At 38.7% G+C, this 26,229-nt stretch carries 23 protein-coding genes and 1 pseudogene; 14 read left to right on the forward strand and 10 right to left on the reverse strand.

Annotation, left to right across the window (positions count from 1 at the left end; genetic code table 11):
• Window positions 1–7 precede the first annotated feature (7 nt).
• Window positions 8–1,684, reverse strand: a complete 1,677-nt coding sequence (gene baeS, locus F927_RS07865) for a sensor histidine kinase efflux regulator BaeS (RefSeq protein WP_005083318.1) — start codon at window positions 1,682–1,684, stop codon at window positions 8–10.
• Window positions 1,685–1,815: 131 nt separating this feature from the next.
• On the opposite strand from baeS, the gene F927_RS07870 reads away from it, so the two are divergent.
• From F927_RS07870 to F927_RS07885, 4 genes are all read left to right on the forward strand, one after another.
• The gene (locus tag F927_RS07870; RefSeq protein ID WP_005083320.1) at window positions 1,816–2,187 is read left to right on the forward strand and encodes a hypothetical protein; all 372 of its coding nucleotides are present in this window, start codon (window positions 1,816–1,818) and stop codon (window positions 2,185–2,187) included.
• A 330-nt stretch (window positions 2,188–2,517) separates the two neighbouring features.
• Complete coding sequence (locus tag F927_RS07875; protein ID WP_005083322.1) at window positions 2,518–4,320, forward strand: acyl-CoA dehydrogenase C-terminal domain-containing protein; 1,803 nt, start codon at window positions 2,518–2,520, stop codon at window positions 4,318–4,320.
• Between the two features lie 160 nt (window positions 4,321–4,480).
• The gene (locus tag F927_RS07880; RefSeq protein ID WP_005083323.1) at window positions 4,481–6,262 is read left to right on the forward strand and encodes an acyl-CoA dehydrogenase C-terminal domain-containing protein; all 1,782 of its coding nucleotides are present in this window, start codon (window positions 4,481–4,483) and stop codon (window positions 6,260–6,262) included.
• 112 nt (window positions 6,263–6,374) lie between these two features.
• A complete protein-coding gene (locus F927_RS07885; RefSeq protein WP_004640761.1) occupies window positions 6,375–6,875 on the forward strand; it encodes a phosphate-starvation-inducible protein PsiE in 501 nt (166 codons plus the stop codon).
• Window positions 6,876–6,914: 39 nt separating this feature from the next.
• Here the strand turns inward: F927_RS07885 and F927_RS07890 are convergent, their stop codons facing one another.
• Together F927_RS07890 and F927_RS07895 are read right to left on the reverse strand one after the other, a co-directional pair.
• A complete protein-coding gene (locus F927_RS07890) occupies window positions 6,915–7,289 on the reverse strand; it encodes an RcnB family protein (RefSeq protein WP_005089172.1) in 375 nt (124 codons plus the stop codon).
• A 138-nt stretch (window positions 7,290–7,427) separates the two neighbouring features.
• On the reverse strand, window positions 7,428–7,919 hold the full coding sequence (locus F927_RS07895; RefSeq protein ID WP_005083327.1) for an RcnB family protein: 492 nt from the start codon (window positions 7,917–7,919) through the stop codon (window positions 7,428–7,430).
• Between the two features lie 168 nt (window positions 7,920–8,087).
• Here F927_RS07895 and F927_RS07900 point away from each other — a divergent pair, with 168 nt between their 5' ends.
• Complete coding sequence (locus F927_RS07900; RefSeq protein ID WP_020846199.1) at window positions 8,088–8,534, forward strand: hypothetical protein; 447 nt, start codon at window positions 8,088–8,090, stop codon at window positions 8,532–8,534.
• Between the two features lie 41 nt (window positions 8,535–8,575).
• Here the strand turns inward: F927_RS07900 and F927_RS07905 are convergent, their stop codons facing one another.
• Window positions 8,576–10,039: a phospholipase D family protein gene (locus F927_RS07905; RefSeq protein WP_017394638.1), complete on the reverse strand. Its 1,464-nt coding sequence runs from the start codon at window positions 10,037–10,039 to the stop codon at window positions 8,576–8,578.
• 79 nt (window positions 10,040–10,118) lie between these two features.
• Window positions 10,119–12,206 (reverse strand): zinc piracy TonB-dependent receptor ZnuD, encoded by a 2,088-nt coding sequence (gene znuD / locus F927_RS07910; RefSeq protein WP_005083332.1) that lies wholly within the window; start codon window positions 12,204–12,206, stop codon window positions 10,119–10,121.
• A 135-nt stretch (window positions 12,207–12,341) separates the two neighbouring features.
• Between znuD and F927_RS07915 the strand changes: the two genes are divergently transcribed.
• From F927_RS07915 to F927_RS07930, 4 genes are all read left to right on the forward strand, one after another.
• Window positions 12,342–13,106, forward strand: coding sequence for a DUF4184 family protein (locus tag F927_RS07915; protein ID WP_005083335.1), 765 nt, complete (start codon window positions 12,342–12,344; stop codon window positions 13,104–13,106).
• A 137-nt stretch (window positions 13,107–13,243) separates the two neighbouring features.
• Entirely contained in the window at window positions 13,244–15,022 is a 1,779-nt protein-coding gene (gene aspS / locus F927_RS07920; protein WP_004640772.1) for an aspartate--tRNA ligase, read from the forward strand.
• Between the two features lie 106 nt (window positions 15,023–15,128).
• Entirely contained in the window at window positions 15,129–15,350 is a 222-nt protein-coding gene (locus F927_RS07925) for a hypothetical protein (RefSeq protein WP_004640773.1), read from the forward strand.
• 5 nt (window positions 15,351–15,355) lie between these two features.
• Window positions 15,356–16,228: a lysophospholipid acyltransferase family protein gene (locus tag F927_RS07930; RefSeq protein WP_005083339.1), complete on the forward strand. Its 873-nt coding sequence runs from the start codon at window positions 15,356–15,358 to the stop codon at window positions 16,226–16,228.
• Window positions 16,229–16,247: 19 nt separating this feature from the next.
• Here the strand turns inward: F927_RS07930 and F927_RS07935 are convergent, their stop codons facing one another.
• Window positions 16,248–17,060: a glycosyltransferase family 25 protein gene (locus F927_RS07935; RefSeq protein ID WP_004640775.1), complete on the reverse strand. Its 813-nt coding sequence runs from the start codon at window positions 17,058–17,060 to the stop codon at window positions 16,248–16,250.
• A gap of 220 nt (window positions 17,061–17,280) precedes the next feature.
• Here F927_RS07935 and F927_RS07940 point away from each other — a divergent pair, with 220 nt between their 5' ends.
• From F927_RS07940 to F927_RS07965, 5 genes and pseudogenes are all read left to right on the forward strand, one after another.
• Window positions 17,281–18,243, forward strand: coding sequence for a glycosyltransferase family protein (locus F927_RS07940; RefSeq protein WP_005083340.1), 963 nt, complete (start codon window positions 17,281–17,283; stop codon window positions 18,241–18,243).
• Window positions 18,244–18,430: 187 nt separating this feature from the next.
• A complete protein-coding gene (locus F927_RS07945) occupies window positions 18,431–19,318 on the forward strand; it encodes a hypothetical protein (RefSeq protein WP_004675546.1) in 888 nt (295 codons plus the stop codon).
• A gap of 58 nt (window positions 19,319–19,376) precedes the next feature.
• On the forward strand, window positions 19,377–20,780 hold the full coding sequence (locus tag F927_RS07950) for an acyltransferase family protein (protein ID WP_005083343.1): 1,404 nt from the start codon (window positions 19,377–19,379) through the stop codon (window positions 20,778–20,780).
• 35 nt (window positions 20,781–20,815) lie between these two features.
• Window positions 20,816–21,981, forward strand: a protein-coding gene (locus F927_RS07960; protein WP_100223926.1) for an IS3 family transposase whose coding sequence is annotated in 2 segments (ribosomal slippage) — window positions 20,816–21,074 and window positions 21,074–21,981 — 1,167 coding nt in all. Because the reading frame shifts where the segments join, the coding sequence is not laid out codon by codon here.
• A 94-nt stretch (window positions 21,982–22,075) separates the two neighbouring features.
• A pseudogene (locus F927_RS07965) lies at window positions 22,076–22,579 on the forward strand (SGNH hydrolase domain-containing protein); the annotation flags it as partial.
• Between the two features lie 16 nt (window positions 22,580–22,595).
• Here the strand turns inward: F927_RS07965 and F927_RS07970 are convergent.
• The 4 genes from F927_RS07970 to F927_RS07985 form a co-directional block, all read right to left on the reverse strand.
• Window positions 22,596–23,507 carry a capsular polysaccharide synthesis protein gene (locus tag F927_RS07970; RefSeq protein ID WP_005083348.1) on the reverse strand — a complete coding sequence of 304 codons (912 nt, stop codon included), beginning with the start codon at window positions 23,505–23,507 and terminating at the stop codon, window positions 22,596–22,598.
• Between the two features lie 61 nt (window positions 23,508–23,568).
• Window positions 23,569–24,327 carry a glycosyltransferase family 25 protein gene (locus F927_RS07975; protein WP_005083352.1) on the reverse strand — a complete coding sequence of 253 codons (759 nt, stop codon included), beginning with the start codon at window positions 24,325–24,327 and terminating at the stop codon, window positions 23,569–23,571.
• A gap of 15 nt (window positions 24,328–24,342) precedes the next feature.
• On the reverse strand, window positions 24,343–25,338 hold the full coding sequence (locus F927_RS07980) for a Stealth CR1 domain-containing protein (protein WP_004675536.1): 996 nt from the start codon (window positions 25,336–25,338) through the stop codon (window positions 24,343–24,345).
• A 31-nt stretch (window positions 25,339–25,369) separates the two neighbouring features.
• Window positions 25,370–26,125, reverse strand: a complete 756-nt coding sequence (locus tag F927_RS07985; protein WP_005083354.1) for a hypothetical protein — start codon at window positions 26,123–26,125, stop codon at window positions 25,370–25,372.
• Between the last annotated feature and the right edge of the window lie 104 nt (window positions 26,126–26,229).

Consider the following 26,229-nt stretch of genomic DNA (forward strand, 5'->3'; position numbering starts at 1 on the left):
TACGACGTTATTTAATTTGTTTTGGGAACGTGAGTACACAGCGTAATCCACCTAATGGGGAATGCTCGAACGTCAGTGCACCACCTAATGCTTGTGCGAGTTTAGTCGAGAGTGCCAAGCCTAAACCTGTACCGCCTGTACTGCGTGTACGTGAATCATCAACCCGATAGAATCGCTCACCAAGACGTGCCAATTGCTCATCACTCACCCCCAAAGGACTATCATCCACATACAATATCCATTGTTGTTGATCTTGTTGAGTGTGAATCTGTATTTTTCCGCCTTTTTCGGTATAACGCACACAGTTTCCTAATAAATTCACGATAATCTGTTTAAAACGATCACGATCTAAGGACAACAATGCCCCCTCACCTAATAATTCAACTTCGAGCTGATGTTGCTCAAAAGTCGATTTAAAATTTTCCACTTCTTGTAGTACGACATCCCAAGGATTGACTTCAGCAAAATAACATTTCAGTTGTTGTGCTTCCGCCTGCGCTAAATCTGCTAGGTCCTGAGTTAGTTTCTTTAAACTGGATACTTGACGCATCATTGCCTCAAGATGTTCTGGTGTCGCTTTTCGAATTCCATCCTGCATCGCTTCAATCTGTGCTTGCAATACGGCCAATGGTGTTTTTAACTCATGTGAAGTATCAGCCACCCACTGACGGCGAGATTGTTCATGTTGATGCAGAATATCAGCCAAATGGTTCAACTGATTTGATAAATCCCCTAACTCATCATTTCGTTTAATCATCACCTGATGCTGATAATTACCTCTGGTCAACTCTAAAGTTGCCTTAAGCAAGCGCTGAATTGGCTTTTTAAAATAGGTTGCCATTAACAATGCAGCCACCAGACTCGATAATACAGTCAGCACATAAACCAAAAATAAATAACGCTTTTGGTTACTAAAGAAATTGATACTAGAAGCATCATCCTGATCTAAAACAGGTTTCAGACCGAGATAACCCACTACCTTTTCATCTACAATGATAGGACGATACGACAACTGATCCGATGATGGTTCACCCACAATGAATTGTTGATTTTCATTGTATAACGATAGACGAGAGCTTAATCCTAAACGATCAGGTATTGATACAAAACGCTTTTTCGTTTGCGTATTTACATTAGCACTGTTGGTTTTGTTTTCTTGTTCGTCCTCCGAGCCTTCTTTTTTCAAACGAAATTGGCTTGGACTGAGTGGAAAACGCAACCCCTCAAAAGGTTGATATTCTGATGGTAAATTCTGTTTTAAAACCTGTAATTCTTCTTCATTAAAGATCTGACGACTTCTGATCTCGGCATTATTTTGCGTCAACGTTGGTGAAAGGTTTAACAATGTGTGTTCATTAAAATAACGTTGTTGTAAAGCAATATCATATTGTCTACGCAACCACCACTGTGAAAGACGATCATAATCATCAGGTGCGGCGGTTCCTTCAATTTGTAAAATTTGTGCCTGAATCGCATTGCCCCAGTCATGATATATTCTATAAACGTTACCAAGATTGGCAATCAAACGATCCAACTTCTGCATTTCCACGTCAGCAACATAACGTGCAAAGTTTTTTTGCATCGTCCAATGCAACACGCCTAAGCTAATCGTTGCGATCAGCAAGGTCGTGAGTAACACTGTGAGAAATAAGCGCAAAGCGATCGGAACACGACGAACATTCAAAATTTAAGTCTCAATATTGTTCTACTTATGAATTGTACCCAACATGCTTCAAAAAAACTCTCCATTGTTTCTTCATCTTTATTATCTAATCTTTATCCATCAAATCACAATCAATGATATAGGATATAGCGATGAACAAAACTAGACTCGTTATGATGACGGCACTACTTGGTTCTGCGATGGGTTTAGCAGCTTGCCAATCAACAACAGCACAAAAACCGTCAATAGAAGCAGAGCAGCGTCATGCTCACCAAAAACGTGAACTTACACCAGAACAACGTGCTGAGTGGCAAGCCAAACGTGAACAACGCTTAGAACATCGTGAACAAATGCGAGCGAAACACAAAGCGGAACGAGCAAAAGTAGAACAAGCTTGCCAAGGGAAAAAAATTGGTGAGCGTGTCAATGTTCAGTTGAATAATCGTCTAATCGAAGGAACATGTGAAGTACGCTTTACGCCTGATAAATCACAATTTAAACGACAAAGTAATGCAACAACTTAATTCAAATCACCGTTGATACAGGCGCATTGAAGCGCCTTTTTTAGTGGTGGAATTTAGTATAAAAATCACATTTTTACTGCTTTACACAGCTGCTTACGATTTTAGCGATCGAATTTGAGTAAAAACCTCAAAAAACACATACAATCTCAGTGCTTAAACAGGCTACATAACAATCTTTGACTTAGCAGTCACTAAGAAATGACCTGTAATAGCTTGTACCGAACTATAACTTGCTGCACGATTAGCGGTACAAAATGGTGCCATTAATTGGGCACATTTATCATTGACTAAGATTATAACTCTGGTTTAACCAGTATTGAGGAAAATGCTATGCCACAATACAAAGCACCCTTACGTGATATGCAGTTCGTATTGCACGAATTATTAAATGCTGAAGCACATTACGCAAAACTGCCTGCATTTCAGGGCACCGTAAGCCGTGAATTGGTTGATCAATATTTAGAAGCAGCGGCAGATTTCTGTGAGAATGAACTTTCTCCTATCAACCAATCAGGCGACCGTGAAGGTTGTACTTGGAATGACGGTGTTGTCACTACGCCTACTGGTTTTAAAGAAGCGTATCAAAAATATATCGAACTTGGCTTCCCATCTTTATCTGCTGATGAAGAATTCGGTGGTCAAGCGTTACCAAACTCTTTAGGGATTGCCATCTCTGAAATGGTCGGTACAGCGAACTGGTCTTGGGGTATGTACCCAGGTCTTTCTCATGGTGCTGTTCGTACAATTGAACACCATGGTTCTGATGAACAAAAAGCGACGTATATGCCAAACCTTGTATCAGGTGTTTGGACAGGTACAATGTGCTTAACTGAATCTCATGCAGGTTCAGACTTAGGTATTATTCGTACCAAAGCAGAACCAAATGATGATGGTAGCTATGCAATTTCTGGCGAGAAAATCTTTATCTCTGCTGGTGAACATGACATGGCTGACAACATCGTTCACATCGTTCTTGCACGTTTACCTGGAGCACCTAAAGGCACTAAAGGTATTTCGCTGTTCATCGTACCGAAATTCCTTGTAAATGCTGATGGTTCAGTTGGCGAGCGTAACGCTGTACGTTGTGCTTCAATCGAACACAAAATGGGTATCCATGGTAACGCAACTTGTGTGATCAACTTTGATAAAGCAAAAGGTTACTTGATCGGACCAGAAAACCGCGGCCTAAACTGCATGTTCACATTCATGAACACTGCACGTATTGGTACAGCCGTTCAAGGTCTTGCTGCATCTGAAGGTTCTTTCCAAGGTGCTTTAGCATATGCGAAAGATCGTTTAGCAATGCGTGCACTTTCAGGTCCTAAAGCGCCTGAAAAAGAAGCAGATCCAATTATTGTTCACCCTGCTGTTCGTAATATGCTTTTAACTCAAAAAGCATTTGCTGAAGGTGGTCGTGCACTTGTTTACTTATTGGCTCAGTATGCAGATATCGTTGAAAAAGGCGAAACTGAAGAAGAGCGTAAATTTGCTGACAACATCTTGTCTCTGTTAACACCAATCGCTAAAGCATTCTTAACTGAAACTGGTTCTGAATCTGCAAAACATGGTGTTCAGGTATTTGGTGGTCACGGATTTATTTCTGAATACGGTATGGAGCAAATTGTACGTGATACACGTATTGCTTGCATATACGAAGGAACAACTGAAATTCAAGCACTTGATCTTTTAGGTCGTAAAGTATTGCAAACTCAAGGTGCAATGTTGAAAGACTTCACCAAGATCATCCATAAATTTGTTGAAGCAAACAAAGACAATGCTGCAATGCAAGAATTCCTTGCACCATTGGCTGCTGCAAACAAAGAATGGGGCGATATCACCATGCAAATCGGTATGCGTGCAATGCAAAACCCTGATGAAGTTGGTGCAGCTGCGGTTGACTACATGTACTTCTCTGGTTATGTCACACTTGCTTACCTATGGGCACGTATGGCACTTGTTGCTCAGGAGAAACTGGCTGAAGGCTCAACTGATGTTGACTTCTACAATGCGAAAGTAGCGACTGCTCGCTTCTACTTCAAGAAGATCCTGCCACGTGTTCGCTCGCATGTAGATGTACTTTCAACTGGTGTTGCGCCATTGTTTGAACTTGATGCGGAACACTTCGCGTTCTAATCATAGATTAGAGTGAGATGCAACGTTCATCACAAAAAAAGGACTGGTCAGTTTTGACCGTCCTTTTTTTGTTTAATCAATGCTAAATTTAGATTATTCATTTATTTGTTCGTTTTATTTGATCACTTTGCACATGACCTGTGCGTAGAAGGGAACGATTATGCCAATTTACAATGCTCCTTTAGCAGACATGAAATTCATCTTAAATGATGTATTTAACGCAGAACAATTTTGGCAAGCTAATGAGAATCTTGCTCATGTAGATGCGGCAACCGCTGAAGCAATTTTAGAAGAAATGGCTAAATTTGCGCAGAATGTAACTCATCCTCTTAACCGTACAGGTGATGAAGAAGGCGCGCGTTGGGAAAATGGTGATGTATTTACACCTGCTGGTTTTAAAGAAGCTTTCCGTCAATACGCTGAAGGCGGTTGGATCGGCTTAGGTGCGGATGAAGAATGGGGCGGTCAGGCAATGCCTAAAATGCTGACTGTACTTTCTGATGAAATGTTATTTGCAACCAACCCATCATTCATGCTCTACCCGCTTCTTTCTGTGGGTGCTGGTATGGCATTAAATAGCTATGCATCACAAGAGCAAAAAGAAACTTATTTACCTAAAATCTACTCTGGTGAATGGTCAGGTACCATGTGCTTAACTGAGCCACATGCAGGCACAGATTTAGGGATTATCAAAACTAAAGCTGAGCGCAACGAAGACGGTACTTATAATATTACTGGTACAAAAATCTTCATCACTGGCGGTGACAACGACCTAGCTGAAAACATCATTCACTTGGTACTTGCAAAAACCCCTGATGCGCCAGCTGGCTCTCGCGGTATTTCTTTATTCATCGTACCGAAGTACCTTGTAAATGAAGATGGTTCTTTAGGTGAACGCAATCCAGTAGGTCCTGGTTCAATCGAACACAAAATGGGCATCAAAGCCTCTGCAACTTGTGTCATGAACTTTGATGGTGCAAAAGGCTACCTCGTTGGTAAAGAAAACGAAGGTCTTGCAGCGATGTTCGTGATGATGAACTATGAACGTTTATCGATGGGTATCCAAGGTCTTGGTGCTTCTGAATTTGCTTACCAAAATGCAGCACAGTATGCAACTGATCGTCTACAAGGTCGCAGCGCTGCTGGGGTTCAATCACCAAACAAACCGGCTGACAGCATCTTAGTTCACGGTGATGTACGTCGTATGTTGCTCAATGTTCGTGCCAACAATGAAGCATCTCGTGCATTTGCAGTTTACGTAGGTCAACAACTCGACATCACTAAATTCTCAACTGATCCAGAAGCAGTGAAAAAAGCTAATGACCGCGTTGCGTTGTTAACCCCAATTGCAAAAGCGTACCTCACAGATACTGCATTCCAAGCAACCTTAGATGCACAAATGGTATTTGGTGGTCACGGTTATATCCGTGAATGGGGCATGGAACAATGTATTCGTGATCTTCGTATTGCTCAAATCTACGAAGGCACCAACGGTGTTCAGTCTCAGGATTTAATTGGTCGTAAAGTGATTAAAAATGGCGGTGCATTTATCGCTGAATACATCACTGAAATCCGTGACTTTGCCAATACATTAGACGCAGATTTGAACTTCATCAAAGATGCAACTTTAGATGCGGCGACAGAAATTGAAGCAGTCACTCAGTTTATCATTGAACAAGCTGCGGAAAATGTAGAGTTCCCGAACTCAGCTGCGGTTGATTATTTACATGCGGTTGGCTTACTCAGCTTTGCCTATATGTTCGCAAAAATCGCTGCTGCTGCGAAAGACAAGTCTGGTGATTTCTACCAAAGCAAGCTTGCTTTAGCTCAATATTTCGTAACACGTATTTTACCTGAACTAGAATCACGTATTAAGAAAGTTGAAGCTGGTTCTGACTTAATCATGAGCTTTAGTGAAGATTACTTCACGAATCAAGCCTAATTAAAGCAAACTAAAAACGCCTGAAAATTCAGGCGTTTTTTTTATCAAATTTTATAAAACAGCATAGAAATTGCATAACAGACTTATCATCGCGCTGAGAGTCACTATTGCAATGCCTACTCAAAAAGATAAAAAACTGGAAAATTTACAACGCTTGTCTGATCGTTTTGGTCATTATGCGGTTGAGGCTTTTCATTATATTGCCTTGTTCATCATTGGCTGCATGATCGCATGGTCAGCCGTGCATACTGTGATTGAGATGCTCACCGTCAAACAATATGCAAGCATCGATGACATTCTTCTACTATTTATTTATCTTGAACTGGGGGCAATGGTTGGCATTTACTTCAAAACCAATCATATGCCTGTCCGCTTTTTAATTTATATTGCCATTACCGCTCTGACTCGCTTATTGATTGCCGACATTCAGCACCATCATAAGGCATCCATGGATCTTGTGATTATTACTGGTTCGATTCTAATCCTAGCTTTTGCAATTCTCGTAGTTCGTTTTGCATCATGGCACTACCCATCAGTACTTCGCGGTAAAGATCAAGAACATACTGTGTCCGCCAATAAAATCCCGAAACCCCAAGATGACGAATTAGCATAAAAAAAGCAGGCCACAGCCTGCTTGAATTTTGTCTCTAGTTTATGCGACACGATACACGCGGTATTTAGAATCAACTAAGATATAACGACCTTGTATCTTCATCCATTGATAACCACGTGGTGGCTGATACAAACGATGTTGACGATAATTAGAGATCACATAACGGCTATTCCGGAACTGAGAAGGTACACGTTCACCACGTTTAAATGTAATACGTTGTCCATAATGATTCCCACGATCCGCATTTGACCAATGTGGTGGCTTACGTTGGTCTTTACGATGGTCATAACGGTCGTAACGATGGTCATAACGATCTCTATGATCATGTTTCCATTGGTTTGACGGCTCTGCCACAGCACATGCAGACATACCTAGCATTATTGTTGAAACTAGTAGTGCTAATGTCTTTTTCATTCTTTGATCTGAAGTCAGATTAAAAGAAACTCTGGGAGAAACCATGAACAAAAGCTTGGACATTGCAAAACTTTGTAATCATTTCCAAGAAATTATGGAGACTGATTGAAGCTGTCCATTATTGGTACACTGAGCATATCAACGGATAATTTCAATGGTGTAATTATCATCCGTCACCAAAAAGTAACGACCATCGACCACAACCCAATGGCGGCCTCGTGGTGGTTCACGTAATGAATAATATCCCCAATCCCGCACCACATAACGTTCATTTCTAAACTCAGCAGGTAATGCATTTCCAACAACAAAGGATTCACGGCGATAGCGATATTCTGTTTGTGTATCAGGATAATATTCTATTCGTACTCGAGGTTGTGGATAGCGCGGATATGGATGGCTATTTTGATAAGGTTGATAGTAATAGCCTTTAGGTGGAGCAGTTGGCGTATAGCGCTGATTAGAAAATGCAAAAGGATCTTGCGCAGGTTGCTGATAAGAAGGTGTAGTTTGATGATAAGACCGACGTTCTACACCACTATAACCACCCCATGCATTATCAGCATAAGTCATCGCTGAAAAGCAGCTCAGCAAACCGATCATACCATGTCGATAATATTTTGATTGCAGCATTGCCCGATCCTCATAAGGACTATCATTACAATATTTTAGAACAAAAAATCTACAGAGACTGTTACATTGTTTGCCATTTCAATTTGATTTAGGATGAAATAAGGAGACACTTTTTAGCTGACTTTTAGAATGTGCTAGAATCTACTTTTGAGTTTTGAGTCAATAGCTGTGTCGGAAATGAACTTTGATCGTCTCTATCAATTTTTTTGTAAAGTTCCTAGCGTTCAAGAATCACGTATTGTTGCGCATGGCTCAGATGGTCAACATGCATGGTGGTTTAAATTCAATATCGATGTAGAACATCCACTCGCATGGCAAACCGTTCAGGAACTCGGACATGTATTGAACTATTTATCGACCAATGAACGTTTACCTACACAGTTTTTCCCAGTTTCTCCCCCACCGTATATGAATGGCGAGCCAAAAGACTTTTTGGCTTGGGTAATTCAATGCAATCATCCTGAGTTTAATCCAGACGTGATTTGTGATTGGTTAGAAGCACGTTTACCCAATCCAGTTGATGATGAAAGTCAGTGGAAAATTCAAACAGACCTAAGCGAATTAGAGCAACTTGCAGATAAAGATTTGGATCAGTTGATCCCGCCGAGTGCCTAAAGAAATATCACCCCCTCTTATCAAAAGAGGGGTTATAAGCATTAAAAAGTCGATAAACCTGACCACTCCATAAAGCGATACAACCAGTATTTTCCTTTCGATTCATCCGCATACTTTACATAATCAACCGTGATTTGACGTGCATTCTGATTCTCCCACGAAGAATCAAAATACTGCTGAGCATCTTTAAACACTGGCGCTTGTGTAGAACCAAGCACTCGCATATTGGTTTCTAGATTATAATTTTTTAGATTACGTGCGGTTAAGTTAGCAGAACCCAAAATCAACTCGGCATGTTGTTTATCGTATTTTAATAACATTTTACTATGACACTGCTCGCCACGGGTATCACACCAACGTATTGGAATGCCTGCAGCATTCAATTCAGAAGCGACTTGTCGATTAGGTATGCCATTCTTCTGACGTCCGAAAGCATCTTTATTGGGATCAAGAATAATCCTAATCTTTGCGCCCCGTTGTTGTGCCTGTTTCAACGCATTGATAATTTTTCTTTCAGACAGATAAAACATTGCAACATCTAAATATTCATCTTTCTCAGTACCTTCAATCATTTTCAGAACAGCTGTGTAAATTGCTTTTTCAGTCAGTACTTGAACTTGAGGGAGACTTTGATCTTCAATTAGGCCGCCCATAATCACGATCGGGCTTCCCCCTTGTGACATCTGTGCAACCGTTTGCTCTGTTTGCAGCATATCTATTGCTGTTGCGCCTTCTACGACCAATGCAACATTACTATGTCGAGAACTACCATCATGTGGATTTGCCGAAGTGACCAAGCTTTTCCAACCTGAATCTGTATCCACAACCAAGGTTTTACGATGATTGGCCTTAAAATTAAACAGCGATAAATAACTACGCAAAGTTATTTTTTGCTCACCGAATGGATTGTTTAACCATCCTCGATTTGGGTTATTCCCTAAGTCCTGACAACAGATATACCAAAATCCAGACCACAATGGATTTGAAGCACGTAAAGGCTTCAAGTCTGTTTCAATGACTTGAATACCTGCTTGGCGTAATTGAGCATAATGTGTTGGAGCAATCCCACCATAAACCGAGTTAATTGGATCCGTGATCAGCACCACCTGTATTTGTGGGTTTTCTTGACGTTTGGCCACCAACGCATCTGTTAATTGTTGCATTAATGGGCGCTGCTGGACTTTTGACTTTCCGACTTCCTGATTAAAAAGAAACATATCCAGCACAATGGTGGTTTTAGCCTCGTTAATCAGTTGCAACATTTCATCAAAAATGTGTTGATCAACCTGTTGCTGTCCCTGCGTATCTAGATAGGTTTGATCCGCTAAAAATTTCACATTGGCATGGCGAAGTGGTCCAGTAAAATCCAATCCTTTCGGAAGTGGTTTTACTGTGTGGTAAATTGCAGAAGCAAGATACCCAATCACCAAAATACTTAATATGACTGCCATGTAACGTCGACCTGACCAGTTTAATTTTTGATGGATTCGTTGGAAGATACGCATATAAACAGAAAAAGCCCTAGCCTAATGGATTAAGGCTAGAGCTTATACTTTGATTTTTCAATAAGATTTAAGTGAAAAATTAGAAGTTAAAATTTACACCGACTGTAAAATTACGACCAACTTGTGGAATCGTTGATAAGAATGACGCATGTTGATAAACCTTTTCATCTAACACGTTGTTCGCATTCAAGAATACGCGATAGTCAGCCGCTTTACTGTATTGACCAGAGTAAGCTACACCGAGATTAACCATATTGTAGCTTTGCGTATCGGTTTCATATGCAGCAATCTTATCCTGTTGGAATACATGATAATACTCTGCAGAACCACTAAATCCGTCGCCAAAGTTAGCCTTGACTTTAGTACCTAAACGACCGGCTGGTACACGAGGCGCGTTCTCATTGTCAATCTTGCCACGAACGTAATCACCAAATACGCTCACTTTATAGATTGGTGAAACTTGATAGCCAGCCTCAGCTTCAGCACCATAGAAACGAGCTTTATCTTGGGTGTACTCAACTAATCGGAAGTCTTCATAACGATCTAATGTCTGTGCAAAGATATAATCATCGAACCAGTTATGATAAACGTGAACATGGTAATCAAATGTATTGTCGTCATAATGGAAACCTAGTTCTACATTATTTGACTTCTCTTTCTTCAACTGATCATTGCCCAATTCATAGGTATTGGTCGCAAAATGCTTACCATTTGCATATAACTCTTGTGCAAGCGGTAAACGCTGTTGATGTGATGTCACAAATGAAAGTTTATAGTTTGGAGCAAACTCCCAATTCGCTGCGCCTGATACTGAAAACGCTGAACCATCAAAATCTTTCTTGCTTGAATCTTCAATATCAATTTTTTGTTGTTCTGCACGCGCTGCCAGCTCAACATGAACATCATTGAATTGCGCATGCTCTAAAGCAAATACACTCCATTTCTTGGTGGTATTCGGTGCCAAGAAAGCTTCTTGACCAGTTAAAGTCAACTTCTGTTGGCTGTACTGAGTTCCAATTACTCCTTCCCATGCCCCAAGTGGATTATGAACCAGCTCAAAACGTCCGTCATAACCCTTATTTTTGAATCGAGTCGTGATGGTATCCTCTTCGATTTCATCATGGCGATAATCAGTGTAGCTCGCTTGAGCACGCATCTTTTTAAAGCCTGCGAATGGATCATCTAATTCTGTACGGAAATCATAACGTTCAGATTTTAGATCAATCCAAGGCCCACCATGTGCATGATCATGATCGTGGTCGTGGTCGTGGTCGTGGTCGTGGTCGTGGTCGTGGTCATCATGCCCATGACCATGTTCACCACAATGCAAATGCGGGCGACTTGTTAAGTGTGCGCTACAGCTTTCGTATTCATGGCTATGTCCAGGTAAACCATATTTATCTTGACGGTTGCTATATGAAATCCCTGTAAAACCACGATCATAAATCCAAGATAATCCTACATTTACCGTTTGTCCTTCAGCAAAAGTATTATCTACACGACGCTCTTTTTCACCCTCATGGAAATAGTTCGGTGCAATATAATCATTAGCTTCTCGCTTTAAACCTTCAACACGTAATGCAAATTGATCTCCCAATCCTACAGTTACGCCAGCACTTGCTAATTTTTCGTCACTGCCTGTGTTGTAACGTAGCCCTACATTACCTTCATAGCCTTTTTCTGGCATTTTTGTTGGGAGTTTACTGTCATTTACATTGACCAAACCACCCACAGTACCCGCACCAAATAATAAGGTAGATGGTCCACGAATTACTTCTACTTGCGTTGCAAGCGCAGGATCAACCGTTACGACGTGGTCAGGCGACAATGTAGAAACATCGATATTTTCTGAAGAGTTTTGAAGCACCTTAACACGTGCACCATCTTGCCCACGGATTACAGGTCGGCTAGAACCCGCACCAAATTGATTGGAATAAATGCCAACTTCACTGGCAAGTGCATCCCCAATCGTAACAGCACCTTCAGTCAAAGTTTTTTGGTCAACCACTGTATCTGCAACCGCAAAGTCTTGTGAAGTTTGCTCAAGTGGATGTGCTTTGATTCTTATCGTTTCTAGCGTTTGGACTTTTTGATTTTCTGCTGCGAGTGCCGATACAGATGCAGCAGCAAGTATAGATAAGGTTAAAATATTTTTTGAAAATGACATACCGTGTCTCGGATCAGCTCAAATATTAGTTGTTATACTATAACATTTCATTTATTTTGCAATAAAAAACATAGCTGAAAAAAACATTTGCTACACTGTGGCTCCATGATTTTATAAAACTTGTTTTATAACAATATGCCTTTTACCTTGTCTCACGCTGTTCTTGCACCTCCCTTATCCAAACTCAGCAAAGGTCATTTACCAATCGCAGCCTTGGCGATCGGCTGTATGGCACCAGATTTATATCGGTTGTTTACATCCGAAAGCATTGTTCTTACCCATCAATGGGCCGGGGTTTTATTTCCAAATCTACCCATTGGACTATTCTTTAGTTTACTTTGGTATTTACTTTATCGTCCCGTCCTCTATCGACTATTTGCAATTCGAGATGATTTAAATATTCATTCATTTGACAGTTTTATTGCTTTTAGCTTGATGAGTTGCTTTGCGATTATCATTGGAACAGCAACGCATTTGATTTGGGATGGACTAACGCATCTCGACTTTCGCACCTTTGCATTTAAAACTGTACTTGCTCAGCAAATCTCGTTGTTCGGCTTTACTTATCCATTGCATTTTATCTTACAAATTGGTTCATCTATTGTCGCCCTCCCTTTTATTTTTTGGATGTGTTGGCATTACTATCAAAGTCACAAGCAAAACAGCTTGGTTCCACAAAAAATTAAAACTTTCGTGGTTGTCAGTTTAATTATTTCAGTCCTTGGCGGACTATTATCCATTTGGGATTATAGCCGTCATATTGCGTCTGAAATCTGGTTAAGTGAACCTTATTTTTTTATTGGAAAATCGATCAATGAATTTACACAGACTGGTCTCATCTTGTTTACGGTTGCATGTCTCCTGTTATTATTTTTAGATCGTAAAGCTTATAAGGCTTAGTTTTCTCTCAAAGCATCTGTTTACATATATTAAGACTTGAGACAAGACGCTCAACAAGGCATAATCTCCCCTTCATTGGTGCTGCGCTGTTTACGCATTCACCTTCTAGCCAATATAGTTTGGATATATAATTCAATATGATGCGCACTCATTACTGTGGCTCTCTTACTGAAGCCCAAATCGATCAAACAGTTACTCTATGTGGATGGGTCCACCGTCGCCGTGACCATGGTGGTGTAATTTTCCTTGATATGCGTGACCGTGATGGCCTCGTACAAGTGGTTATCGACCCAGATACCCCAGAAGCATTTGAAACTGCTGATAAAGCGCGTTCTGAATTCGTTTTAAAAATTACAGGTCGTGTTCGCCGTCGTTATGCTGGTACTGAAAATGCCAACATGGTCAGTGGTCAAATCGAGGTTTTAGGTAAAGAAATCGAAGTACTCGCTGCTTCTGAAACGCCTCCATTCCCATTGAATGATGAAAACACCAATATTTCTGAAGAAATTCGTTTGAAGTATCGTTTCTTGGACATTCGTCGTCCAGAAATGCTAGAACGTTTACGCTTCCGTTCTAAAGTTACAAACTTAATTCGTAACTATTTCGAAGATCATGGTTTCTTAGACGTTGAAACACCAATTTTGACGCGTGCAACCCCTGAAGGTGCACGTGACTATTTGGTTCCAAGCCGTGTTTCAAATGGTAGCTTTTACGCACTTCCACAATCACCACAGTTGTTCAAACAATTGTTGATGGTTGGCGGTATTGACCGTTATTACCAAATTGCTAAATGTTTCCGTGACGAAGATTTACGTGCGGATCGCCAGCCTGAATTTACCCAAATTGACGTTGAAACATCGTTCATGAGTGACGATGACATCATGGATTTAATGGAAGGCTTAACGGTTAAAATGTTCGATGAATTATTGAATGTAAAATTCGATAAATTTGAACGTATGACCTATGCGGACGCAATGCGTGACTATGCATCTGACAAACCGGATATGCGTATTCCATTGAAATTGGTTGACGTTGCAGACTTAATGCAAGACGTTGAGTTCAAAGTATTCGCTGGCCCTGCGAAAGATCCTAAAGGTCGTATTGTTGCGTTACGCGTTCCAGGTGCTGGTTCGCTACCACGTAGTGCGATTGACGAATACACCAAATTCGTCGGTATCTACGGTGCAAAAGGCTTGGCTTATATTAAAGTTAACGAGCTTGAAAAAGGCATCGAAGGTCTACAATCACCAATCGTTAAGTTCATCGAGCCAATCGTACTTGATCTATTAAAACGTGTTGGTGCTGAGAACGGCGACATCGTATTCTTTGGTGCAGATAAAGCCAAAGTCGTAAACGATGCAATGGGTGCACTTCGTGTCAAAATCGGTCATGACCTCAATCTTGCAACAAAAGAATGGGCACCGCTTTGGGTTGTTGACTTCCCAATGTTTGAAGAAACTGATGATGGCAAATGGACATCTGTGCATCACCCATTCACACTGCCTAAATCAAGTGTTGAAGAAGTGAAGAACAATCCAGGTGAAGCACTTTCTGTTGCATATGACATGGTATTGAACGGTACTGAAATCGGTGGTGGTTCACTTCGTATCTATACCTTAGAAATGCAAAAAGCGATTTTTGAAGCTTTAGGTATTGGCGAAGAAGAAGCAGAAGAGAAATTCAGCTTCCTACTCAATGCATTGCGTTACGGCGCACCTCCGCACGGTGGTTTAGCATTTGGTCTTGATCGCTTGATCATGTTGATGACAGGTGCATCTTCTATTCGTGATGTAATTGCATTCCCAAAAACCAAGACAGCAGAATGTCCATTGACGCAAGCACCAGCACCAGTTGAAGCAAACCAATTGCGTGACCTAGGTATTCGTTTACGCGAACAAGCAAAAAAAGAAGCTTAATCATTTAAGTGAGATAAAGGCGCTGTTTACAGCGCCTTTGTTGTAAATTGAGATTGATTCTCTTTAATGGCATAATAAGCCAGTTTTCTATTGAAGGTATCTGCCCATGGCTATGCGTCCAGATGTTCGTCGACATACCATTGTTATTATTGTGTTTTCACTCGCGCAATGGTTCCTTATGCGTTACATCTTGTCGAATGAACTCTTCAATATGACCACTTATCAACGCATCTTATATTTTTGTGTCAGTAGCTTAGCCGGCGCCTTACTGATCTTTGCAGCACTGATTTATATGGTGCTCAAAGGAAATGCTGATAAGCAAGATTAATTCACATGTCCTTTTATCGTACCTTGCTTCGAGTTTTACCTTTACCATTTTTACGTAGTATTGCAAAAGTGGCGGCATACTTTATCAATCAAAATCCAAACAAAAGTATGTTATGGAAAACTCGAATCAATTTAGCTCTCGCCTATCCAGAGCTAACGATCGATCAAAAAGAAAAAATGGCTCGGGAAAGCGTCACCAAGCAATGTCTCAGCTATATCGAATCTGGAAAATGCTGGGCAATGCCGCCAGAGTGGAGTATCCAGCAAATTCATACTGTGCATAATTTAGAAGTCTTAACCGATGCACTCAACGATCCTAAAGGTGCTTTAATCATTACACCACATCTTGGAACTTGGGAAATGATGAATGCTTGGGTACACCAATACGGTATCCCCACCATCATGTACAAACCAATGAAAGATAGTGGCTTTAATAGCTTTGCTCTCCATGCTCGTCAGCGACTCAATGCAACATTGGTTCCAACTGATGCCAATGGTGTAAAGGCTTTATTTAAAAACCTTAAACAAGGCGGGTTTAGCGTGATCCTGCCCGATCATGTACCTCAACCTTCAGGTGGTGTTGTGGTTCCTTTCTTCGGCATTCCCTGCCTTACGAGCACATTAGCAAGTAAAATGGCACAAAAAACCCAATGTCGTTTAGTAGGTTTAAGCTGTTTTCGTCGCGAAGATGATGAAGGTTTTGATGTCTACTGTGACGATCTTAACGATCCTCAACTCTATGATCGAAATATTGAAGTCGCAACGACAGCATTGAATAAAGCAGTTGAACAGATGATCAACCGCTTTCCTACAGAGTACATGTGGGGATATAAAAGGTTTAGGGGCGAGAATGCTTCAGATGAATTATATAAAAAATAATCTTATCTTTTCAAAGTGATTATTTAAACTTAACTTTTGTGAGCCTTTTTCCTTTCAACACTAAAACAAACTCTTTCAACAATTTAATTATTTGCGCCGAGAGTCTCAGTCTCTCTCGTTGTATTTTTTGAACAAAGTTAAGCTTAGGCTTAATTTGATATTCGTACTCTCCTTTGCGAATGTTCCTATCTTTTTCTAAAAAACTTGGGAAGTTAACATGCTGCCCCAAAAGATGATCTTGAATACAAAGTGCTGGTAGCATTTGGAAAATCTGATTAGGGAACTTTGTCATATAGTCTTTAAAAACAATATGATCAACTGGAATCAACTGTTCATAAGTTGCTAATAAATTGAGTAAATCACGAGCTGCTTGCTGCGATAGAATATAGCCACCACACCCCATATGTACGGTCTTTAATAAAGATAATTTACGCTTTGAAGGCAAACTTCTAAAAGAAGACTCCACCCCCACTTTAGGATAAAAAGCTTCCAACTTAATAATTGAGCAGCCCTCAGGAATCCAATCACTTTTAGTTAAGAAAATAGTAGCTTCTTCTCCTAAATGAATATCGTCTTCAAAAATTGCGATATGACTCAAATTTTCATCGATTGCCTTTTGCCATAATGCAGCATGACTTAATAGACAAGCCACTTCACTTTTAGCAAGATCTGTTTTTGTTATATCAAGTCCTAAAGCATTTGCAATCTGCTCCATCGTGGCAGGCGTGACAGCATCAAAGAAACAAAAATCTATCGCCTGTTTCTGAAAAATCGATAAAATATGATCGCGACGCTGATCCGCATAAGTAAGGCTGATCACATAATTCTTCATAGTATAATCTTCACTAGCAACAACGTGCCACAATGCATTAAGATATTAAAATCTAAGTATTATTCATATTCTATCTTGTAAATACAACAACAAAGTAAAACACATTTGTACCAATATCGAAATCCTGCGTTGATTTGTTCATCAATACACATCAATGCTAGTCATGTTGAAAAGATAGACTTACAATGTTAGTTTTTAATTTATCATGCAGTTCTTTTAGATGTTATCTTCTACTTACTGCATTGATTTTATAAATAATGAAGTGATTGCAGATATGAACAATGAAGTAATTAAAGTATTTGTGGGTTGTGATCCCAACAACTGTGATTTAGAACAAATGATGGTTTTAGATTACAGCATTCGAAAACACACCCAACACCCTGTTGAAATTGTTTGGATGCAATTAAGCCATGACCCTAAAAGTCCATGGTACAGTAATCAAGAAACTCGAGAAGGTTGGCATACAGAAAAATGGGCAACTCCATTCTCAGGTTTCCGTTGGGCAATCCCTGAGTCATGCAACTTTCAAGGTCGTGCCATCTATATGGATGCGGATGTCGTTGTTTTATGTGACATTGCTGAGCTATGGTCACATCCACTGAGTAATGATGCGATCGTGATCGCAAAGGGTGGAAAGAGTACTGCTCGTTTATGCACCTGTGTATGGGACTGTGAAAAAGCTAAACAACATTTGCCTACATTAAAAGAACTACAAGCAGATCCTGAGGGACATAAAAAACTGATGCAGCTCATCAAAGAAAAGCCTGAACTTGTTCAACCTTATCAAGATTCATACAACAATATTGATGGTGAAGGTCTTCCAATTGAGCAAATTAAAATTTTGCATTACTCTGATATGGGTACACAGTTTAGTCATAAATATGCCTTACCGCGCCTTGAAGCATCTGGGCAAAAGCATTGGTTTGATGGGAAAATCATGCCGCACCCACGTGAAGACCTTGTCGCATTATTTGATCAATACTACCAAGAGGCTCTTGAAAATGGGTATCGCCCTGAAAACTATACGATCACTTCTTTCGGTAATTTTTCAAAAGCAACACAGATCAACTATCATGGCAACAAAGTAACCCGTCCAGATACAGAGGCGAACTGGTTTAATCGCTCAGTTCAATCGCTTAAGTCTGTATTTAAAGGAAAAAAGAAATTTTCTTTAGATGATTAATGCTTTCGCAGCTACAATAACACTACTTCTTTTAAACAATATACGATGGGGGAGGTAGTGTTAAAATATTCAATACAGATTCACTCTCCCACAATCGCGCTAATAATAAAAAATATCATATAATTAAGAGATTAATTTTAGTCTATCCTCCATCCTATGGTGGTAAACTTATACCTGAGTAAACTCGATGCAACAGATTTTCAATCGTATTACACAAAATATTTTCAAGTTCCTTTATAAGTCTTTCCATTCCAAAGCATATAAACATAATCGCCGCTATTGGCCATACTACAAGACTGTTCGCAATAGCGAAGGCGACTTAGAGCAATTATTTTTTAATAAAAAATTAATTGCCGATCATACAAAACCATTTAAAAGTCAAAAAAATACCTGTGTATTGGTTGCAACTGGGCCTTCTGTCAAAGATATAGATCAACGTTTTCTGACCAATCCTGACTATGACTATATTGGTGTGAATGGTGCTATTTCACTAGATCACATTCACTTTAAATATTACGTAATTATTGATTTTAATTTTACGACTAAGCGTTTCGATCTAATATTAAAAGTTCTTAACAGTGATTGTATATTTTTCACAACGCCTCGTTGTTTAGACATCATTTTAAAAAGAATTGACCCAAGTCAAATTAAGTGCGAAATCAAAATCATCGAGACTATTTTCCAAGATAAAACTGTTGAACCATTCATGGGTAAAAAGCACAAACTAGATTTAGAAAAACCTTATTTTCACTTATATGGCGAATTTGGCTTTTCAACGAATATATTCAATGCAGTATTTGATTATTTAACTGTACCATATGTGGCATTACAAGTCGCATATGCAATTGGTTTTAAAGAAATTTATATCGCTGGATTAGATATGAATAATTTTTCTCAGCCACGTTTTTATGAGAGTATAGAAAACAAACAGCCAACAATGTTAGATCAATACCTACATTTAATTTTTCCCGCTTTTGATGCTGCGGCTGAATTCTTTATAGAGCACCAAGTTCAGGTTTATAATCTTTCCCCCACAAGTGCCATAGAATCTTTTAAAAAAATCAATACAATCTAATTATCCAGTCATTATGAAATAAATCATACAATTACTCTTTTTTTAGAAAACTTATTGCATGAGCATCAATACTTTTAGGAATGATATTAATGGATTAAGAGCTTATGCTGTAATTTTAGTTGTACTTTTCCATTTCCAAATATTTGGGTTTTCGGCTGGTTATCTTGGCGTTGATATTTTTTTCGTCATTTCAGGTTATCTGATGACAAAAATTATCATTGAAAAACTGTATAAGCAGCAGCTTTCTTTTACAGATTTTTATCTCGCTCGAATTGTACGAATATTTCCAGCACTTTTATTCCTTATTGTATTTCTTACCATACTGGGTTGGTTTATTTTTATTCCAGAAGACTTTAAGAATTTTGCTAAAGATGCACGATACAGTCTGACTTTTCTATCAAACGATCTTTATTATCGCCAAGCTGGTGATTATTTTGCTGCCGATACACATGATAAATCCCTACTTCACACTTGGTCTCTTTCGGTTGAATGGCAGTTTTATCTTTTATTTCCACTCTTGCTCTTTATTTATGCAAAATTTGATAAAAAATTAAAATATATTGGTATTTTTTTAAGTCTTATACTTATTGCTTCCCTATCATTTTCAACATTAATGACAGCTAAAGATACCATGTATGGGTTCTTTAAGCTGACAACGCGTACGTGGGAACTAGTTGCTGGAGGTTTGGTATATTACTACTTTAATAATAAACAACTCACTGCCCCACTACAAAAACTCAGTGAAGGTTTGGGTTTTACCTTTATTCTTCTTAGTCTAGTTTTATACGATCAGAATACACCTTGGCCAAGCTTTTTAGCCTTATTACCAGTGATGGGTACAATGCTCATCTTAATTGCTAATCGTCAAAATTCAATTTTCACTCAAGCAAAATTCATCCAAAACATTGGTAGTGCATCGTATTCTATTTATTTATGGCACTGGCCTGTATTTTTCTTATTGAATTATTTTTTTATTAAATTAAATTTTATTAGCTTAAGTCTCTCCCTCGGACTCTCTTTACTCTTGGGGTGGTTAAGTTATAAATACATCGAAGGTAGTCGAAAATCCCTACAAAAGCTCAAAAAAGGGCATATATATTTATTGTTTATTTCCACCCTACTCTTACTTTATCCAATCTATAAACATATAGAAGAAAATGGTCTTGCAAGTCGAGAAAAATCTAACACTCCCTCTAATCTAGACAAAATGCAAATGCCAAGTGTTGAAAATGGGTGGTGTTTTTATAATATTAAAGATAACCATAATCTCAAAGTAGGCTCACAAGGATTTGAATGCTCAATTGCTTCAGAACAGAAAAATGCAAAATCGGCACTGTTATTTGGAGATTCATTTGCAGGTCACAATAGCCCGTTTTGGGATCAGATTGGAAAGAAGTTGAACTTAAATATACAAGCCATTACGACAAACTGTGATGTGTGCTTAAAAAACAGGAGGGTTTAACTTGGTAAACTATACATACTCATTAGGAGTTTACCATGAGCAAGAAACAGAAGACTTACACCGCAGAATTTAAAGCTGAAGCCATAAAAGCCATTGAAGAGAACCAAGGTAATGTATCGGAATCCGCTAGACAACTTGGCATTTCAATGCAAACCCTTTCGAACTGGAATAACAAAGCAAAGGCTGGAACTTTAGCAGGCACAAAACAGTATTCGCCCGATCTAAACGCCTTACTCGAAGAAAATAAGAAGCTTAAACAACAGCTCAAAACAGCTGAAATGGAACGTGAATTTTTAAAAAAGGCAGCAGCGTACTTTGCCAAAGAAAGTCAGTGAGGTACGCCTATATGAAATCGCAAAGCCACTTATTTCCGATTATTTTAATGGCTCGATTACTTCGTGTATCCGTTTCTCGCTTTTATGATTGGCTAAAGCGAGGCATGAGTAAAAGATCAATTCAGCGAAATCAGCAGACAATTTTGGTCAAAATAGCCCATGAAGAAACCAAACAAAGCTATGGCTATGTTCGATTAACCAAGCATTTACAAGCGCAAAGTATCAAAATAAGTATGTATGCTGTGCGCCAAATAAAAAAATCAAATCAGTTGTATTGTAAGCGCCATAAGCGTTTCAAAAGAACCACGGACAGTGATCACAACCGTTCTATTTATGACAATTTACTCAAGCAACAGTTTTCAATGACGAAGCCTAATCTTGCGTGGTCGAGTGACATTACCTACATTTGGACGGCTGAGGGCTGGTTGTACTTGGCAGCTGTCAAAGATCTTTACACGAAACAGGTTGTTGGCTATAGCTTAAATGAGCGCATGACAGCCAAGCTTGTTTGTGATGCATTGAATATGGCTATTCGCAATCAGAAACCTGCTAAAGATCTCATTGTACATTCAGACAGAGGCAGCCAATATTGCAGTAATGAATATCGAAACTTACTTGAGAAATTTGATTTTCAGGGTTCAATGAGCAAAAAAGGCGACTGCTTCGATAATGCACCGATAGAGAGTTTCTGGGGCATACTCAAAAATGAACTAGTCCATCATCGCAACTACAAAACAAGGGAAGAAGCCAAAGCGGATATTACAAAATATATAGAGTTATTTTATAATCAGCGAAGAATTCAAAAAGGCTTGGATTTTAAGACACCAAATCAAATGGCAGAAGACTTTTATCGGTTAGCTGCCTAGAATCTCCCAAGTGAAAGTCTCCTGCTAATTCAGCACACATCACTGGTGTTATCCAAGTCTTAATAAAGAGTTTACAGGGAACAAACAATCTACAGCGTATCAACAGTGCTTATTAAATCGTGAGTATTTATCTAAACATATAGATCAATACGATGTGTTGATATTCGCAGGCCGTTGGTCTGACATCGTACAGCAAAACCAGCAAAATGGTTTTTCTGAATTACTTAAGGTCGCTGAAAAACATCATAAAAAGGTCATCGTAATGTCTGAACCTTATGCTTTTAATAAAAACATCAGCCTACTTTTTAAAAGAGCCATGTGGTTGCATCGAGATCTGAACTTACAAAGTTATATGAATAACCCGAAAGCCACTGAACAAAAACGAGCAACAAAAATCATTAACGAGATCGTAAGCAAGCACCCAAATACAATATTTCTCACCCAACAAGAACTATTTAGATCAGATCAAATGGCTACAGATACAATCCCATATTCTCTGGATGGTAGACATATCTCGATCATAGGCTCACTTGCTTCTGCCGAATACTTCGAGCAACAAGCAAAATACGAGACCTTAAAACAATTTATTTGGGAGTAGCCCTTATAAAACTAAATTAAATATCTATTAAAGACCCTTCAAAATACATCCCTTTATTATAGAACTGGCATAAATAGTTACGCTCTTTCCCTGCCAGTTTTATCAATTTAGGATGTTCATCGGCTGGATAATTAATCGCCATGTTAATTAATATTTTTTCTTTAACCCATCTGTTTTTGACTTGGTAATAGAATGCATTTTCATCACAATCAATCAAGCTAATACTCGGAAAATTTTTTCTCATAATCTTTTGGCAAGCAACATATGCCACCAAATATTCTAAATTACTGATCTGTTGAAAAATGTCCTTTGTATTTGATTCAGTTGCCTTAATATTCTGAATATACTTTTTAGGTGTTTGTTGAATTGCTAAATATAATTCTTCATACCATTGTTTAAAGAAAATATTATGACCCACGCTTGCTAATAACCAATTTTCTAACACAGGGAAATTCAAATTAGTAGTATTTTTACGACGGTAATAAGCAAAATTCGCGGTCTTTTTTTCAACCATAAGCTCCGAAATCCAGTCGAGACGGTCATATAGGATGATACTTGCATCCAGCCAAATCCCTCCATGATGGTACATTAGATCAAATCTAAGTAAATCAGCTTTTTGCTGGGCCGTTGCATCTTTAAGTTGGCTAAAATCAATATGACTATATTGATTAACATTCTCTGGATTAAGTACAAAAACCTCATATTCAGGATTCTTCTCACGCATCCGATCAATGCATTTCTCAACAAACTCAGGAATATCGTTTTCCCAATACATCCATAACTTTTTTGGTAAAACTATAGTTTCCTCTGTTTGATTAAATGTGAGTAACCCAGCATAGTTATCAATTTTTTTGTTTTTATGCCTAATTTTATACGAATACATCAAATGAAATTTCACTAGATAAAACAATTTATTAAAGATTTTCATTTAAATACTCAGCTATAAAATGAATACATTAAAGGACTTTTTACTCGCATAATTACAGCGTTTAAGAGAGTAAATTCCTAATCGCATAAAAACGGTCACGCCACATTCTTTTCTGCTTCTTAAAACCATGTGAAGCACTTCTATTTTCCAGTGCTTTACGTTGAATACCCTGTGTTGCCACAGTGCCTAAAATATCACTATCAATCCCAGCAGGCTGAACAAAAGGCTGCCACACCCCCAATCCTTTGCCATTTTTACTTAACCAGCTTTGAAAAAAGATATCGACTGGCACTTGCATGGTTTTACCAAGCTCAACAAATGCCTCAGCACCTGCTCTTGACCATACTAATCCTACACCACGGATCGGAAAGTAATAAGCATGCCAGATTGTATAACCATCAATCTGAACGATGTCTTTTGCCAATTTCTTCTTTTTTGCAGCAAGATTCACCACATACCATTCGAGTTCTTTATGCTGATCAAGATAGCTGATTAATGAATTAAGCTTTTGTTTAAAGTTTGGTAATACTTGAATATCATCTTCAAGGACAACAAGATAATCCGCATCCGTTTCTAAAAATTTTTTAGCACAACCATAATGGCTGAGATAGCACCCCAACTCAGAACTAATTAAACTACGACCTAATATTTTTTGGGCTGCTGCATCATCATAATTTTCAAATTCGGATAATGCTTTACCACGCCCATCATAAGCAGGGAAACGAGAAAATGCCCAACCCGCTTGTTGCAACTGAGCTGTCGCATTTGCTAAACGCTGATCACTACCCTCTAGATTTATGAGATAAGTAACAACTTTCATCCGATCTTCCTTTGCTTATCCTGCTATCGTCGCTTGGATCTGACTAGGCAAAACATCTTTAAATTTATGAATAAGTGCATGGCGTATATGCTGTTCATCATTCTGTTGCAGTTGGTCCAAACTTTGGATACAACCAAATTTAATATCAGGATTTGATAGAGCCTGAGTAAACGACTCTAAATCACGATGATCTTTTAAATAAGCGATTTCAACATCATCGTTGAGAATTGCTTGGTCATTTTTAATCGCTAGGTGATTAGATAAACCTACAGGTAATATCTGATCGATATTCCTAAATTTAAAGCTAATTTGCTTCTGTAATTGTTGCATATTTTTTTCAAAATAATTGCATAGAAGTATCCGACTCAAGATATGCGGACGATGGTGAATCTCAAAATATTGAGACATGCCAACACAATCTGCACTTAACATTTGCGCCATTGTATATGAGGGTTGTGCCAGTTTTCCAAATTTATTTTGCACAAACTTTCTAACAATATATTTGATTTTTTTTACTAGATTACTTTCCCAATGCCCATACATCACCATTTGACTATCAATTAAAAAGTCTTGTAGATCAGAGGGTTGATTAAAGAAGAAATCATCATTTAAATAAATAAAATAATCTGAAATACTCGGTATATTCCAAAGCATCGTTTCAATACTTAAAGAATTAAACGTCGGCAATGCAAATTCGTATCCTCTAAACAACTCCGTGTGGTCGACCACTCTAATCTTGCCTTTCTCACAGAGATTCTGCTGCTCAAACTGATCCAGCCATTGTGGTGTTTGTTGATCAGTGACTACATAAATTTTCCCGCAATACGGTACAAATTTGAGTATGGAGGCAATACAGAAATAAATTTCATCATTACTCGCAAAACGCGTTGCATCTAAAGCATTTGACGGTGCAGTTTGATTTATAAATTGTTGACGCTTGTTTTTTAACTTAGGATCATTTCCATCCACCCAAGCAATTACGATATCAATAGGTTGTATTGTATCTTTCATAAATCAAACTCTTGTAATGATACCGTCTTGCTTACTGCCAAGACTCTTTGATCCAATCAGAAGGCAATACATAGCGATACCACTTACCACCACCACCAGAAACTGCATCAGGTGGGTTAATCTCACCATGGAAAATAATAATTTTTGCACCTTTCGGCTTGATTGGCGGTTGGAAATACGCAAATGGTACTTTTCTTAAACAGTGGTATTTGTAACTCTTACACCAATCTTTATCCCAATAACTCAACTTGCCCTCTTTGTGTACAAACCAAGAGAGATATTCTTGTTCATTGCGGAATTTTTGACGAATTTCATCAAAGTTTTCACGGAAATACGGCAAAATTCCAGAAAATTCGCCGAGTTTAAAGCGATACACGGAACTATTTCCCGTCACACGCCATGGACGTTTCCAATCGTGGATAATTAAAAACTCACCTGGTGCCTGAAAAAAACCATCGATGTTGTCGACAATCACCACGTCTAAATCAAGAAAAAGCGCATTGCCTTTTAAACCATACAGATCAGGTTCAAAAGTAGATAATTTATTCCAGCCACGCTCTGGTGCACCTTCAGGTAAATCTAAAGATGGAATCGGAAAACATTGGACATTAGGGTCAATACCTTCAGTACGATCCGTCAAACATACCATTTTAAATGGCAATGTAAGATGGCGCTTCACCATGTTATACAAACGATTGACGTATTCAGCACCGTATTTGGTTCCCCACTTCATACACAAAATAATATTTTCTTCGTGTGTTTCTGAATTTTGTTGAATATCGACCATTTGATAACCTTGAATGCCTGAAATCGTATTATTGCTTGGCACATCCAAATCGCAAGCTTTAAATAATATGCACCGAATATCAACTATCTTAGCATAGGCATGAT

This window comes from Acinetobacter haemolyticus CIP 64.3 = MTCC 9819 (assembly GCF_000369065.1).
Taxonomy (GTDB): Bacteria; Pseudomonadota; Gammaproteobacteria; order Pseudomonadales; family Moraxellaceae; genus Acinetobacter; species Acinetobacter haemolyticus.